Annotated in this window: 9 protein-coding genes; 1 reads left to right on the forward strand and 8 read right to left on the reverse strand. The window is 70.8% G+C overall.

Annotation, left to right across the window (positions count from 1 at the left end; all coding sequences use genetic code 11):
- Nucleotides 1-71 precede the first annotated feature (71 nt).
- The 6 genes from QIS96_RS26395 to QIS96_RS26420 form a co-directional block, all read right to left on the reverse strand.
- Nucleotides 72-662 carry a hypothetical protein gene (locus QIS96_RS26395; protein WP_282545243.1) on the reverse strand — a complete coding sequence of 197 codons (591 nt, stop codon included), beginning with the start codon at nucleotides 660-662 and terminating at the stop codon, nucleotides 72-74.
- On the reverse strand, nucleotides 647-1,801 hold the full coding sequence (locus tag QIS96_RS26400; RefSeq protein WP_282545244.1) for a ParA family protein: 1,155 nt from the start codon (nucleotides 1,799-1,801) through the stop codon (nucleotides 647-649). Before QIS96_RS26400 ends, QIS96_RS26395 begins: the two co-directional genes overlap by 16 nt.
- 377 nt (nucleotides 1,802-2,178) lie before the next feature.
- Nucleotides 2,179-3,294, reverse strand: coding sequence for an alanine dehydrogenase (ald, locus tag QIS96_RS26405; RefSeq protein ID WP_282545245.1), 1,116 nt, complete (start codon nucleotides 3,292-3,294; stop codon nucleotides 2,179-2,181).
- 183 nt (nucleotides 3,295-3,477) lie between these two features.
- Nucleotides 3,478-5,595 (reverse strand): tetratricopeptide repeat protein, encoded by a 2,118-nt coding sequence (locus QIS96_RS26410; protein WP_408907258.1) that lies wholly within the window; start codon nucleotides 5,593-5,595, stop codon nucleotides 3,478-3,480.
- Between the two features lie 163 nt (nucleotides 5,596-5,758).
- On the reverse strand, nucleotides 5,759-6,385 hold the full coding sequence (locus tag QIS96_RS26415) for an NUDIX domain-containing protein (protein ID WP_282545246.1): 627 nt from the start codon (nucleotides 6,383-6,385) through the stop codon (nucleotides 5,759-5,761).
- Nucleotides 6,386-6,467: 82 nt separating this feature from the next.
- Nucleotides 6,468-8,144: a CTP synthase gene (locus tag QIS96_RS26420; protein ID WP_408907259.1), complete on the reverse strand. Its 1,677-nt coding sequence runs from the start codon at nucleotides 8,142-8,144 to the stop codon at nucleotides 6,468-6,470.
- Between the two features lie 441 nt (nucleotides 8,145-8,585).
- Here QIS96_RS26420 and QIS96_RS26425 point away from each other — a divergent pair, with 441 nt between their 5' ends.
- Nucleotides 8,586-10,388 (forward strand): glycoside hydrolase family 15 protein, encoded by a 1,803-nt coding sequence (locus QIS96_RS26425; RefSeq protein WP_282545269.1) that lies wholly within the window; start codon nucleotides 8,586-8,588, stop codon nucleotides 10,386-10,388.
- 15 nt (nucleotides 10,389-10,403) lie between these two features.
- On the opposite strand, the gene QIS96_RS26430 is transcribed toward QIS96_RS26425, so the two are convergent.
- Both QIS96_RS26430 and QIS96_RS26435 read right to left on the reverse strand, forming a co-directional pair.
- On the reverse strand, nucleotides 10,404-12,071 hold the full coding sequence (locus QIS96_RS26430; protein ID WP_282545248.1) for a flavin monoamine oxidase family protein: 1,668 nt from the start codon (nucleotides 12,069-12,071) through the stop codon (nucleotides 10,404-10,406).
- Nucleotides 12,072-12,115: 44 nt separating this feature from the next.
- Nucleotides 12,116-13,555, reverse strand: coding sequence for an APC family permease (locus QIS96_RS26435; RefSeq protein WP_282545270.1), 1,440 nt, complete (start codon nucleotides 13,553-13,555; stop codon nucleotides 12,116-12,118).
- Nucleotides 13,556-13,683: the final 128 nt, after the last annotated feature.

The following is a 13,683-nucleotide window of genomic DNA, read 5'->3' on the forward strand; positions in this document are numbered from 1 at the left end:
ACGTTCGTACGCGTACGAACGGGCAGGTTATCGTCCCCGCACTCCCACCCGGGGACGGCGCGTGCGGCGGATCAGCGTCCGCGCAGGCGCCGTACGAGGATGCTCGCCTCGCCGCGGGACTCCAGGTCCGCGAGGACGACGGCGACGGCCTCGCGCACGATCCGGCCGCGGTCGACCGCGAGCCCGTGCTCGCCGCGCAGCACGAGGCGCGCGTGCTCGAGGTCCATCAGCTCCTCGGCGGAGACGTACACCGTGATCTTCTCGTCGTGCCGCTCGCGGCCGCTGGGCCGCCGCGCCGCCGCCCGGCCGCGGCGCCGCGAGGGCTGGCCCGCGGAGTCGGCCGCGGACTGCCGGCGCCCGGCGCCCTCCTGGGCCTTCGCGCCCTCGCCGCCGCGGCTGCGGTGCTCGCCCGACTCCGCCTCGGCGGTGGTGTGTTCGGCGCTCTCGCCGCTCTCGCCCGCTGCGGCCGCGTCGGCCTTGGCGTCCTCGTCGGACGCCGGGCCCGCCGCGGCCGCGGCGTCGCTCTCTCCCGCCGGGGCGGGCACCCGGGCCTCGCCGTTGGTCTGGCGGCGGCCGGCCTTGGGCGAGGACGCCTGCAGCGCCATCCCCCCGGTGGTACGGAACAGTTCGTCGGCCCCGGGCAGACTCACTCGGCGTGACACCGGGCGAGCACCTCCCTGGCGAGCTGGCGATAGGCGGCCGCACCGACGGAGTTGGAGGCGTACGTCGTGATCGGCTCACCGGCGACCGTGGTCTCCGGGAAGCGGACCGTGCGCCCGATGACCGTGTGGTAGACGTGATTGTCGAAGGCCTCGACGACGCGGGCGAGCACCTCACGGCTGTGCACCGTGCGGGAGTCGTACATCGTCGCGAGGATGCCGTCCAACTCCAGGTCGGGGTTGAGACGTTCCTGCACCTTCTCGATGGTCTCGGTGAGCAGCGCGACACCGCGCAGCGCGAAGAACTCGCACTCCAGCGGCACGATCACCTTGTGCGCGGCGGTGAGCGCGTTCACCGTGAGCAGGCCGAGCGAGGGCTGACAGTCGATCACGATGTAGTCGTAGTCGTTCATCAGCGGCTTGAGCGCACGCTGCAGCGTGGACTCGCGCGCGACCTCGCTCACCAACTGCACTTCCGCAGCCGAGAGGTCGATGTTGCTCGGCAGCAGGTCCATATTGGGGACCGCGGTCTTCAGGAGCACCTCATCCGCCGCCATGCCCCGCTCCATGAGCAGGTTGTAGACGGTGAGGTCGAGCTCCATCGGGTTCACCCCGAGGCCGACCGAGAGGGCGCCCTGCGGGTCGAAGTCGACCAGGAGGACCCGGCGTCCGTACTCCGCGAGCGCTGCGCCCAGGTTGATGGTCGACGTGGTCTTGCCCACGCCGCCCTTCTGGTTGCACATCGCGATGATCTTCGCGGGACCGTGATCGGTCAGCGGACCCGGGATCGGGAAGTACGGCAGCGGGCGTCCGGTCGGGCCGATCCGCTCGCGGCGCTGGCGGGCAGCGTCGGGGGCGAGAGTGGCCGCGTACTCGGGGTCCGGCTCGTACTCGGCGTCGGGGTCGTAGAAATGCCCCTCGGGCAACTCGTCGTAGTCGGCGAAGTGTGTGGGGTTCTCGCCACTTGGGTCGCCGGCCATGGCGTTCACTTGATGGCCATCCATGCTCTGGTGGGCTGAAAGCGTCGACTGCGGACGCTGCGTCGCGTGCGCGCGCTGCTGGTTCTGGTGGTCGGCGTGGGTACGGACGGCGATGGAGCCGACAGCCTCGTGCCCCGCGGAACCCGATCCCTGCGCAGGCATTCCTGGTTGACCACCCCCGGGAGTAAATGTCGACTCATTCACAAGTCGTCTTACCTCCTTGGTGACCAGGAAACTTCTAGATAGGTCAGCGTGGCACCATGCCGACGGTTGGCGACTCTATGGCGTGTCACCGCTCCGCAGCAACACAATCCGCCGGACCCGGCCCGATGTGTCGGCATCCGAACACCCCCGTGTCAAGGGTGCGCGGGTGTCTCCGGGGGTGTTTCGCGGGTGTGCGAAACGGTTAAAGGGTTACGTTCGACGCGAGTTGACCGAGCCTCACAAAGTGACCCGATACACATACGGCCGGACCTTGGCGAGCAAGGTCCGGCCGTGTGCGCGAAGTTGACGTCCCGCGTTGACGGGGGCTTTGTCGACTAGCCGAGGAGCGTGCTCAGTTCGACGTGCTCCACGCCGTGGGCCTCGGCGACCTCACGGTAAACGACCTTGCCGTCATGGGTGTTGAGACCCAGGGCGAGGGCGGAGTCGCGGCGCAGCGCCTCGGTCCAGCCGTTGTTCGCAAGCGACACGATGTACGGCAGCGTCGCGTTGGTCAGCGCGTACGTCGAGGTGTTCGGGACGGCGCCGGGCATGTTGGCGACGCAGTAGAAGACCGAGTTGTGGACCTTGAAGGTCGGCTCGGCGTGCGTGGTCGGACGCGAGTCCTCGAAGCAGCCGCCCTGGTCGATCGCGATGTCGACAAGAACACTTCCCGGCTTCATCTTGGCGACGAGCTCGTTGGTGACCAGCTTCGGGGCCTTGGCGCCCGGGATGAGCACGGCACCGATGACGAGGTCGGCCTCGATGACGGCCTTCTCCAGCTCGTAGGCGTTGGAGACGATCGTCTGCACCTTGGTGCCGAAGATCTTGTCGGCCTCGCGGAGCTTGTTGATGTCCTTGTCGAGCAGGGTCACGTGGAAGCCCATGCCGACGGCGATCTGGGTGGCGTTCCAGCCGGAGACGCCGCCGCCGATGACGACGGCCTTGCCGGCGTGGGTGCCGGGGACGCCGCCGGGCAGCACGCCGCGGCCGCCGTTGAACGCCATCAGGTGGTACGCGCCGACCTGCGGGGCCAGGCGGCCCGCGACCTCGGACATCGGGGCGAGCAGCGGCAGGGCGCGGTTCGCGGTCTCGACCGTCTCGTAGGCGATGGCCGTGGTGCCGGACTCCAGGAGGGCGTCCGTGCACTCCTTGGAGGCGGCCAGGTGCAGGTAGGTGAAGAGCGTCTGGTCCTTGCGGAGGCGGTGGTACTCCTCGGCGACCGGCTCCTTGACCTTCAGGAGCAGGTCGGCGGTGGCCCAGACCTCGTCGGCGGTGGGGAGGATCTGCGCTCCGGCCGAGACGAACTCGTCGTCCGTGATCGAGGAGCCGACACCGGCGTTCTGCTCGATGAAGACCTGGTGGCCGTGGCGCACCAGCTCATGCACACCGGCGGGGGTGATGGCCACCCGGAACTCGTTGTTCTTGACCTCGCGGGGGATGCCGACCTTCATCGTCGATCACGGTCCTTGGCTCAGGGGATGTTTCAGGCATTGACACACATACCCGTATGCACAGCGGCACAACGGGAGACACCACGGGAGAACGCGGTGGAGCCAGTCTAATGAAGGATTTTGAGCTGTCTAGCCTTTCAAAGCATCAATCTTCCAGAGGCCCACTACGGATTTCGTAGGCGATCACCCGGCTCCGTCTTCGGAGCTCCCTTCAGCGCCGTCGCCGGCCGCGCCTTCGGATCCCGCAGTCGCACCGGCCTCGGCGGCCTCTTCTCCCAGCATGCGCTCGGCGGCCGCCCGGTGCAGCCCGGCCGAGGCGCTGTCGCCGAGCCGGTCGAGGGTGTCCGCGAGCCGCAGCTGCAGCGCCGCCTGCAGGCGTACGTCCTCGGCCTGCCGGGCCCACTCCACGGCCTCCTGGCAGGTGCGCAGCGACTCCTCGGGCCGGCCCGCGTACTCCTGCACCCGGGCCATCTCGCTCAACGCCCTTGCGTACGAGGGGACTTCACCCGCCCTGCGGTAACCGTTCGCCGCGGAGCGCCAGTTGCGCAGCGCCTCGCCGTACCGGCCCGCGTAGGTGAGGGTGGAGCCGATGCGGCCGTAGAGGCGGGCCGCGTCGAGGCGCTCGCCGCGCGCGAGGCGGTCGCTGAGGGCCCTGCCGAACCAGTCGGCGGCCCGCTGAAGATCGCCCAGCTCCTGGTAGGTGCCGCCTACGGATTCCATCGCGCGACCGAGTGCGTACGGGTCCCGAGCGGCCCGCGCGGCGTCCAGAGCCGCCCGGTAGCGGACCAGTGCCTCGCGGGTGCGCCCGGTGCCCGCGTCCAGATCGCCGAGGTTGAGGAGCGCCGCCGCCTGCTCGCGGGGCAGACCGCGCCGCTCGGCGACGTCGAGGACGAGGCGGTGGATGCCGTACAGATCGACGGCCGCCTCCTCATCACAGTGCGTGACGAGCGCACGCGTGAGGGCGGCCATCAGGCGCCGGGCCAGGGTGTCCAGGTTGCCGTCCGCCACCGCGAGGCGGGCCGAGGCGAGCAGCGCGGGCCGGCGAAGGAGCAGCCACTCGGCGGCGGCCTGCGGGGAGTCGAAGCGCAGGGCGCGCGGCAGCCCGGCGAGCCGGCCGCGCGCCGGCGAGCCCTCGGGTTCGGTCACGGCCCGGCAGGAGTGCAGCAGCCGCACTGTGCGCTCCAGCATCCGGGCCCGCGCGAGCTGCACCTCGCCGGGCCGGTCCTGGGTCTCGAGCAGCCCCCGCAGCATGGGCTGCAGGTACCCGGGCACGGAGTACTCCGGCCCCTGGTCGAGCTCGGGCCCGCTCCGGCGTACGAGTCCGAGGCGGGCGAAGTCCTCCAGGGTGGTGGCCGCCGCGGAGACCGAGCAGCCGGCGAGCGCGGAGGCGGTGTGCGGGTCGGCGAGGCCGGCGGGCGCGAGACAGAGCAGTCGCAGTATCCGAGCGGCCGGGCCGGGCAGCGAGTCGTACACGAAGCGGAAGACCCGCGCCAGGCTGCCCGGCGAGCGCTGCTCCGCGCCGTCTTCCTCGGGGAGGTTGTGCAGCATCTTGGCCAGCTCCGCGACGGACGCCTTGGGCCGGTCCGCGAGCCAGCCGCCCGCCAGGACCAGGGCCGAGGGCTGGTGGCCGCACTGCTCGGCGAGGTGCTCGGCGGCGCGCGGGTCGACCGTGATGCGGACGGACCCCGTGTAGCCGTTGAGCAGATCGAGGGCGGATTTGGTGTCGAGGCCGCCGAGCGTGCACGGGCGGACGTCGGAGATCCCCGTCAGCGGCCCGAGCGAGGTCGCCACGACCAGGCACTGCGGGGCGTCCGGGAGCAGCGGGTCGACCTGCTCCGCGTCCGCCGCCCCGTCGAGCAGCATCAGCACGCGTCGTACGGCGAGGGCCTCGCGGAGCTTCTCGGTCAGCTCGTCCTCGGTGGCCCCGGGGGTGACCTGCACCGACAGGGCGTCGAGGAGGGCGCGGGCAGTGCGCTCGGTGGGGACCTGCCGGCCGTCGGGCTCGGTGAGGCGGGCGCGCAGCGTCCCGTCCGGGTAGTCGCCGGCGAGCTCGGCGACGAGGCGCTCGGCGAGTGCGGTGCGGCCCGAGCCGGGGCGTCCGGCGATGAGCAGGACGCGGGCGCGGGCGGGTTTGCGGCCGGAGAGGGTGTCGAGCCCGGTGCGCGCGATGTCGGCGCGCAGCTCCTTCAACTCCCGTTGCCTGCCGACGAATTCGGGTGCCCCCGGGTCCCGCACCGCCCCTGGTGCGGAGGTCTCCGCCTGGGGCGAAGAGACCTGGGTGTCCACCGCCTGATCCGTCACGGGCCACGCTCCCGTCCAGCTGCGCACAGAGCCCGCCCGCGGTCGCGGGACGGGGAATTCCGAGCGTAGTTCACGCTCTGTGCCTGATCGGGTGGAGCGCGGCGGACACATCCCCCGATCGGATCAGGAGATGGTCACACCGCAGAACAGCAGGGCTGGGCGCTCAGGCCTCGAAGGGGCGGGCCGGCCAGGGGGCGTCGGCCGGGCGGAGCGCGCCGAGACCGTCGCCGTGCTGGGCGGCGAACAGCGAAAGGACGCCCACGACAAGGCAGTTGTGGTGCAGCTCACCGGCGAGGACGCCGCGGACGAGCTCGGCGAGGGGGACGCGGTCGAGCTGCATGTCGGCCTCCTCCTCGTCGACCTCGAAGCGCTCGCCGTCCGCCTCGGACAGGTCGCGGGCGAGGAAGACCCGGATCGCCTCGTCGCAGCCGCCGGGCGAGGAGTAGATGTCGGTGAGGACCCGCCAGTCCTCGGCCTTGACGTGCGCCTCCTCGTACAGCTCGCGCTGGGCGGCGTGCAGCGGGTTCTCGCCGGGGATGTCGAGCAGTCCGGCCGGGATCTCCCAGAGCCGCTGCCGTACGGGGTGGCGGTACTGGTTGATGACCAGGACGCGGCCCTGCTCGTCCAGGGCGAGAACGGCGACCGAGCCGGGGTGGACCTGGTAGTCACGGGTCGCGACGCTGCCGCCGGGCATCACCACGTCGTCCGTGCGGACACTGGTCTTGTTGCCCACGAACGGGGTCGCGGTGGCCGTGATCTGCCATTCCTCGGCAGAGTCCTTGAGCGTCATGACGTGCGTCCTCCCACATGCCCACATGAAGAAACCGGGGTACAGGCCGCGAACGACCCGTACCCCGGCAACCGTATCGCCGTTACTTGGCGGCCTTGCCCTTGCCCTGCTTCGCGGCCTGCTGCCGCTCGACGGCGGCCTTCACCAGACCGGCGAAGAGCGGGTGCGGGCGGGTCGGGCGGGAGCGGAGCTCCGGGTGCGCCTGGGTGGCGACGAGGTAGGGGTGCACCTCGCGCGGGTACTCGACGTACTCGACGAGCTTGTTGTCCGGGGACGTGCCGGAGAAGACCAGGCCGGCCTTCTTCTCCAGCTCCGCGCGGTAGGAGTTGTTGACCTCGTAGCGGTGGCGGTGGCGCTCCTCGACGTACTCCTTGCCGTCGTACGCCTCGCGCACCAGGGAGCCCTCGCCGAGCTTCGCCGGGTACATGCCGAGGCGCATCGTGCCGCCCATGTCGCCCTCGCCCGCGACGATGTCGAGCTGCTCGGCCATGGTGGAGATCACCGGGTGGGCCGTGGCCGGGTCGAACTCGGTGGAGTTGGCCTCGGGGATGTCGGCGAGGTTGCGGGCCGCCTCGATCACGATGCACTGCAGGCCCAGGCAGATGCCGAGCAGCGGCACCTTGTTCTCACGGGCGTACTGGATCGCGCCGATCTTGCCGTTCACGCCGCGGTCGCCGAAGCCGCCGGGGACGAGGATCGCGTCGACGTCGGCGAGCTGCTTCTTGGCGCCGGCCGGGGTCTTGCAGTCGTCCGAGGTGACCCACTTGACCTTGACGCGGGCCTTGTTGGCGAAGCCGCCGGCGCGCATGGCCTCGGTGATCGAGAGGTACGCGTCGGGCAGGTCGATGTACTTGCCGACCAGGGCGACGGTGACCTCGTGGTTCGGGTTGTGCACCCGGTCGAGGAGGTCGTCCCACTGGGTCCAGTTGACGTCGCGGAACGGCAGGTCCAGCTTGCGCACGACGTACGCGTCCAGGCCCTCGGTGTGCAGCACCTTCGGGATGTCGTAGATCGACTTGGCGTCGATGGCGGCGACCACCGCGGCCTCGTCGACGTCGCACATCAGCGAGATCTTGCGCTTGATGGACGTCGGCACCTCGCGGTCGGCGCGCAGCACGATCGCGTCCGGCTGGATGCCGATGTTGCGCAGCGCGGCCACTGAGTGCTGGGTCGGCTTGGTCTTCAGCTCACCGGACGGGCCGATGTACGGAAGCAGCGAGATGTGCACGACGAAGACGTTGTCCCGGCCCACCTCGTGGCGGACCTGGCGGACGGTCTCCAGGAACGGCAGCGACTCGATGTCGCCGACGGTGCCGCCGACCTCGGTGATCACCACGTCGACCTCGTCCGTCGCCATGCGGCGGATGCGGGACTTGATCTCGTTGGTGATGTGCGGGATGACCTGCACGGTGTCGCCCAGGTACTCGCCGCGCCGCTCCTTGGCGATGACCTGCGAGTAGACCTGGCCGGTGGTGACGTTGGCGGAGCCGTCGAGGTCGACGTCGAGGAAGCGCTCGTAGTGGCCGATGTCCAGGTCGGTCTCGGCGCCGTCGTTGGTGACGAACACCTCGCCGTGCTGGAAGGGGTTCATCGTGCCGGGGTCGACGTTCAGATACGGGTCGAGCTTCTGCATCGTGACCCGGAGGCCCCGCGCCTTGAGAAGCTGCCCCAGGCTGGAGGCCGTCAGGCCCTTGCCGAGGGAGCTGGCGACACCCCCGGTGACGAAGATGTGCTTGGTCGTCGTGGCTTTGGGCGCAATGGCCAAGAGGGGGCTCCCGTGGTCGCGAGGTGGTGGTGCGTACCGGCAACCAGGGCCCGGGAGCGTTGATTTCCCGGGAGTTGCCGTCGCTGCGGTTCGGGGTTCTTGAAACCACCGCTCCACGGGCTACCAGGGTAACAGCGACCCGGGGAGGCTGCTTCCGGCCACGCTCCGCGCAGCCCGCGGGACCGTCCGTGTCCAGGACGTCAGGGCGGGGCGCGCGGGCGTCACCCGACGGTCACCCGTTCGGCGCAGCAGCATTGCCTCGACCCGCGCGCGCATCACTAGGGTGCGTCGTATCCTGCTCGGACGTTCGCTGCCGAGCCGGGCCGGAGTACGGCATCACCCCCGCCCGACCGGAACCCCCAAGCTCGTCAACGACCCTTGACCGCAGTGCAAGCGCCCCGCGGGGCGGACGTGGCCGTTCGACTGGAGATGTACGTGGCCGGGCGCATCGAGGACTACGCACTCATCGGAGACATGCAGACCGCGGCGCTGGTCTGCAGAGACGGCACGGTCGACTGGCTGTGCCTGCCGAGATTCGACTCCCACGCCGTGTTCGCCGGGCTTCTCGGCACCGAGGAGCACGGCTTCTGGCGGCTCGGGCCCGAGCACGGCGAGGACACCGCGCCGCCGGCCGCGACCCGCAGGACCTACCGCGGCGACTCCCTGATCCTGGAGTCCGAGTGGGACACCCCGCACGGCACGGTCCGCGTGATCGACTTCATGCCGCCGCGTGACGGCGCCCCCCAGCTCGTGCGCATCGTCGAGGGCGTCACCGGCCGGGTGCCGATGCGCTCCGCGCTGCGGATGCGGTTCAGCTACGGCCGGATCGTGCCGTGGGTGCACAAGGTCGACGGTCGCACGGTGGCCGTCGCGGGCCCCGACTCCGTATGGCTGGACACGGACGCGGAGACGTACGGCGAACACCTCACCACCTACTCGGACTTCACGGTCGCCGCCGGGGAGCGGATGGCGTTCACGATCAGCTGGGAGCCCTCGCACAAGGCGCCGCCCGCGCTGCACGAGCCGGAGCACGCCCTCGAGGCGACCGCCGAGTTCTGGCGCGAGTGGGTCGAGCACTGCACGTACCACGGGCCCTACCGCGAGGCCGTCGTGCGCTCGCTGATCACGCTGAAGGCGCTGACGTACGCGCCGACCGGCGGGATCGTCGCGGCGCCCACGACCTCGCTGCCCGAGGACATCGGCGGCTCCCGGAACTGGGACTACCGCTTCACCTGGCTCCGCGACGCGGCCATCACGCTCTCCTCGCTGCTGCGCACCGGGTACCGCGAGGAGGCCCGTGCCTGGCGCGAGTGGCTGCTCCGCGCGGTCGCGGGCGACCCGGAGAACCTGCAGATCATGTACGGCATCGCGGGCGAACGGGAGCTGGGCGAGGCCGAGTTGGACTGGCTGCCGGGGTACGAGAACTCCGGCCCGGTGCGCGTCGGCAACGGTGCCGCGCACCAGCTGCAGCTCGACGTGTACGGCGAGGTCACCGAGGCGCTGCACCTGGCGCACATGACGGGCCTGGCGCGCAGCGACTACGCGCAGGCGCTGCAGCTCAAGCTGATCCGGTACCTGGAGACGCACTGGAACCAGCCCGACGAGGGCATCTGGGAGGTACGCGGTCCGCGCCGCCACTTCGTGCACTCCAAGGTGATGGCCTGGGTCGCCGTCGACCGCACGATCAAGCTGCTTGAGTCCGGCGACGCCGAGGGCCCGCTCGACCGGTGGCGGGAACTTCGGGACGAGATCCACCGGGACGTGTGCGAGAAGGGCTACGACCCGGAGCGCAACACGTTCACGCAGTCGTACGGCTCCCGGGAGCTGGACGCCTCGCTGCTGCTCATCCCGCAGATGGGCTTCCTGCCGCCGGACGACAAGCGGGTCGTGGGCACCATCGAGGCGATCCAGCGGGAGCTGTCCACCGAGGACGGTTTCGTACTGCGCTACCCGACGCAGGGCGAGGACGCGGGCGTCGACGGGCTCGAGGGCGACGAAGGAGCGTTCCTGGCCTGCTCGTTCTGGCTCGCGGACGACCTCGCGATGATCGGCCGGGTCGACGAGGCGCGCGAGCTGTTCGAGAAGCTGCTCTCGCTCCGCAACGACCTGGGGCTGCTCGCCGAGGAGTGGGACCCACGGCTGCAGCGGCAGGTCGGCAACTTCCCGCAGGCCTTCAGCCACGTCCCGCTGATCGACACGGCCCTGCGGCTGACGGCCTCGGGGGCGTACGGCGGCTGACCGCCGCACACGGGGTCAGGTGAGGGCGGCGATCACCTCGTTCGCCGCCCGCTCGCCCTCGGTCGCACCTCCGTTCATGAAGCCCTGGAAGTCGTAGCTGCAGTGCTCGCCGCCGATGTGGACGTTGCCCTGGGCCGTGCCCTCGTAGCCGGCGTAGCGGTGCAGATAGCCGACGGGCCACATCGAATACGCGCCGAGGGCGTGCGGGTTGCGGTGCCAGGCGGAGAGCTGGGCGCGGCCGTTCCAGACGGCCTTGGTGCCGGGGAAGAACGCGTCGATGTCTGTCAGCCTGCGCTCGGCCAGGGCCTTGACGTACGGGTCGGACTCGGTGGCGAAGGGGGCGGCCGGGGTGAGGGCCTTCGCGAGGCTGCCGGCGCCGTACTGGATGAGGATGCCGCCGGTGCCGGGCTGCACCTTGGTGGTGTCCCAGGTCTGCTGGACGTCGAGGTCGGTGAAGCAGTCGCCGGCGGAGACGCCGGGCCAGGGGCCGCTGCCGCGCCAGGGGCGGGCCGTGAACTGCAGGTTGAGCTTGGTGCAGTGGCCCATGCGGGCGTCGCGCAGGAGCGCGGTCATCCGGGGGTCGAACGCGGCCTGGGACAGGTCGAGTTGCTGCAGGACCGGCAGCGGCAGGCAGAGGACGGTGTGGTCGGAGGTGACGGTGCGGGTGCTGCCGCCCTCGTCGAAGGTGAGGGTCTGGGTGCCGTCGGCGTTGGCGCGTACGGCCTTGAGGCTCGTGCCCTGCTGGAGGGTGCCGGCGGGGAGCGACTCGGCGATGGCGCGCGGGAGTTGGTCGTTGCCGCCGACGATGTGGTAGCGCTCGTCGGACAGGCCCCAGACGTTGAAGTTGCCCGGATTCGTCTGGTAGCCCATCAGGAGCACGAGGGCGAGGCAGGACTGGTCGACGGTGTCCGCCCCGTACTCGACGTTGTAGGCGACGTCGAAGAACTGCCCGAGGGGTGAGGCGTAGCCGCCGGGGACGCGCGAGTCGATCCATTCCCGGATCGACATGTTGTCGAGCGCGGTGCCTTCCGGGGTGGTCTGGTTCCACATCACCTCGCCCGCCTGCTGCAGGTCGGTCTTCAGGGCCTGCCAGACGCCCTTGAAGTCCTCGTCCGCCTGCGAGCGCGGGTAGTACGTGCCGTCGAACCACAGGATCTCCTCGGCCCCTTGAGGTCCGCCGCCGAGGAAGTCCTCCGTCTGCAGTCCGAAGCGGCGGGCGAGCTCCAGCATCTTCTTGTGCTCGACATCGATGAGCTCGCCGCCGATCTCGGAGCTCTGGCCGTACGCCCAGTGGTCGCGCTGGGTCCACATGCGGCCGCCCACCCGGTCCGAACTCGCCTCGTACAGCGTGCAGTTGATGCCCGCGTCCTTGAGGGTGAGCGCTGCGGTCAGGCCCGCGATGCCGGCGCCGACGACGGCTATGCGGGCGTCGGCACGCGCGCGTGCTGGGGCGGCTGCGGCGGGGGTCGTGCTTCGGTCGTACGCGGCGCTGCCGATGCCCGCCGCGAGGCCGACGGCGCCGGCCCGCTTGAGGAGTTCGCGGCGGCTGCTGCCGTGCGGGCCGTCGGCGGCGGCCTCGGCGCGCAGGCCGCGCAGGTCGGCGACGGGGATGCGGAGGCGTTCGGCGTCGGCGTGGTCGCGGGTGAGGCGCTTGAGGAGGTGCATCGGGTTCGTACGGGCCATGGTGCTCTCCTTCTGCGGCGTTCTGGGGGTTCTGCAGCTACGGATCAGGGGCGGGCGGGGGCGGCCTGGCCGGTGGGCTCGTCGGTGCGCTCCTGGCTGTCCTCCAGGACGATCCGGCCGATCAGCTCGTAGCTGTCCGGCCGCTTGGCGCGCAGGTACAGGGCCAGGGCGAGGCCGCCGAAGAAGACCGTGCCGACGATCCACGGGATCAGGCGGAAGAGCACCGAGTCGGCGGCGGTGCCTGCCGCGGTCTCCATGTTGAGCAGCAGCAGGACCACCACGGCGGTCATGCCGATGCCGCCGAGCAGCGGCGCGGTGAAGGTGCGGAACCAGTGCCGGTCCTCGGGGTGGTTGCGGCGGAAGTAGCCGATGACGGCGAACGAGCAGAGCGTCTGCACGATGAGGATCGCCATCGTGCCGAGGATCGCGAGCAGCGTGTAGAGGTGGATGTACGGGTCCTGGCCGGTGGCCCAGAACAGGGCGACCAGCGCGACCGCGATGGTGCTCTGCACGGCGGACGCGATGTACGGGGAGCCGTGCTTCGGGTGCGTACGGCCGAGGGCCCGGTGCAGGAAGCCCTCGCGCCCGACGGCGTACAGATAGCGCGCGGCGCACTGGTGGAAGGCCATGCCGCAGGCGAACGAGCCGGTGAGCAGCAGCCACTGGAACGCGGTCACGGCCCAGTCGCCGATGAAGGTGCGGGCCGGGGCGAAGAACAGGTCGAGGGGGTTGTCGGAGCCGGCCAGGCGGACCGACTCTGCCAGGCCGTTGCCGGCGATGGTCATCCAGGACACGAAGACGTAGAAGAGGCCGACGCCGACGACCGCGACCAGGGTGGCCTTGGGGATGATCCGCTTCGGGTTGCGGGACTCCTCGCCGTACATGGCGGTGGACTCGAAGCCCACCCACGACCAGAACGCGAAGAACAGGCCGAGTCCGGCCGAGGCGCCGGTGAAGGCGCCCGCGGGATTGACCGGTTCCAGCGGGATGCCGTCCGGGCCGCCGCCGTTCACGACGACCGCCATGGCCACCCCGAAGAGCACCGCGATCTCGGCGACCAGGACGATGCCGAGCGCGCGGGCGGTGAGGTGGATGTCGAAGAACGCGAGGACGCCGGTGACCGCGAGCATCAGCGCCGCGTACAGCGTCCAGTGCAGGTCGACGCCGAGCTGGGCGCCGACGGTGGTCTTCGCGAAGTAGGCGAAGACGCCGACGATCGACGCCTCGAAGACGACGTACGCGAGGACCGCGAGCATCCCGGACGCCATGCCGGCGGCCCGGCCGAGGCCGTGCGAGATGTAGCCGTAGAAGGCGCCGGCGGCGGTGATCCGCTTCGCCATGGCGACGTACCCGACGGAGAAGACGGTCAGGACGAGCGTGGCGAAGAGGTAGCCGGCGGGCGCGCCGGTGCCGTTGCCGAAGCCGACGGAGATGGGCACGTTGCCGGTCATCGCGGTGATCGGGGCGGCGGTGGCCACGGCCATGAAGACGACGCCTACGAGGCCGACCGAGTTGGCCTTGAGGCGGTCGACCGGCGGGCGGTCCGCGCCGCCGCCCGTACCGCCCGCGGGTCTGCTGGATTCCTGGGAGGGAGCACTCATGGCAGCGCAGC

It is taken from the genome of Streptomyces cavernicola, from assembly GCF_029968035.1.
In the GTDB taxonomy this organism is placed as follows: domain Bacteria; phylum Actinomycetota; class Actinomycetes; order Streptomycetales; family Streptomycetaceae; genus Streptomyces; species Streptomyces cavernicola.

Coding starts and splice junctions, on each gene's coding strand:
- QIS96_RS26415 (WP_282545246.1), bottom strand. CDS start 6,385: ATGACGCTCAAGGACTCTGCCGAGGAATGGCAGATCACGGCCACCGCG.
- QIS96_RS26435 (WP_282545270.1), bottom strand. CDS start 13,555: ATGGCCGTGGCCACCGCCGCCCCGATCACCGCGATGACCGGCAACGTG.
- ald (WP_282545245.1), bottom strand. CDS start 3,294: ATGAAGGTCGGCATCCCCCGCGAGGTCAAGAACAACGAGTTCCGGGTG.
- QIS96_RS26400 (WP_282545244.1), bottom strand. CDS start 1,801: ATGCCTGCGCAGGGATCGGGTTCCGCGGGGCACGAGGCTGTCGGCTCC.
- QIS96_RS26430 (WP_282545248.1), bottom strand. CDS start 12,071: ATGGCCCGTACGAACCCGATGCACCTCCTCAAGCGCCTCACCCGCGAC.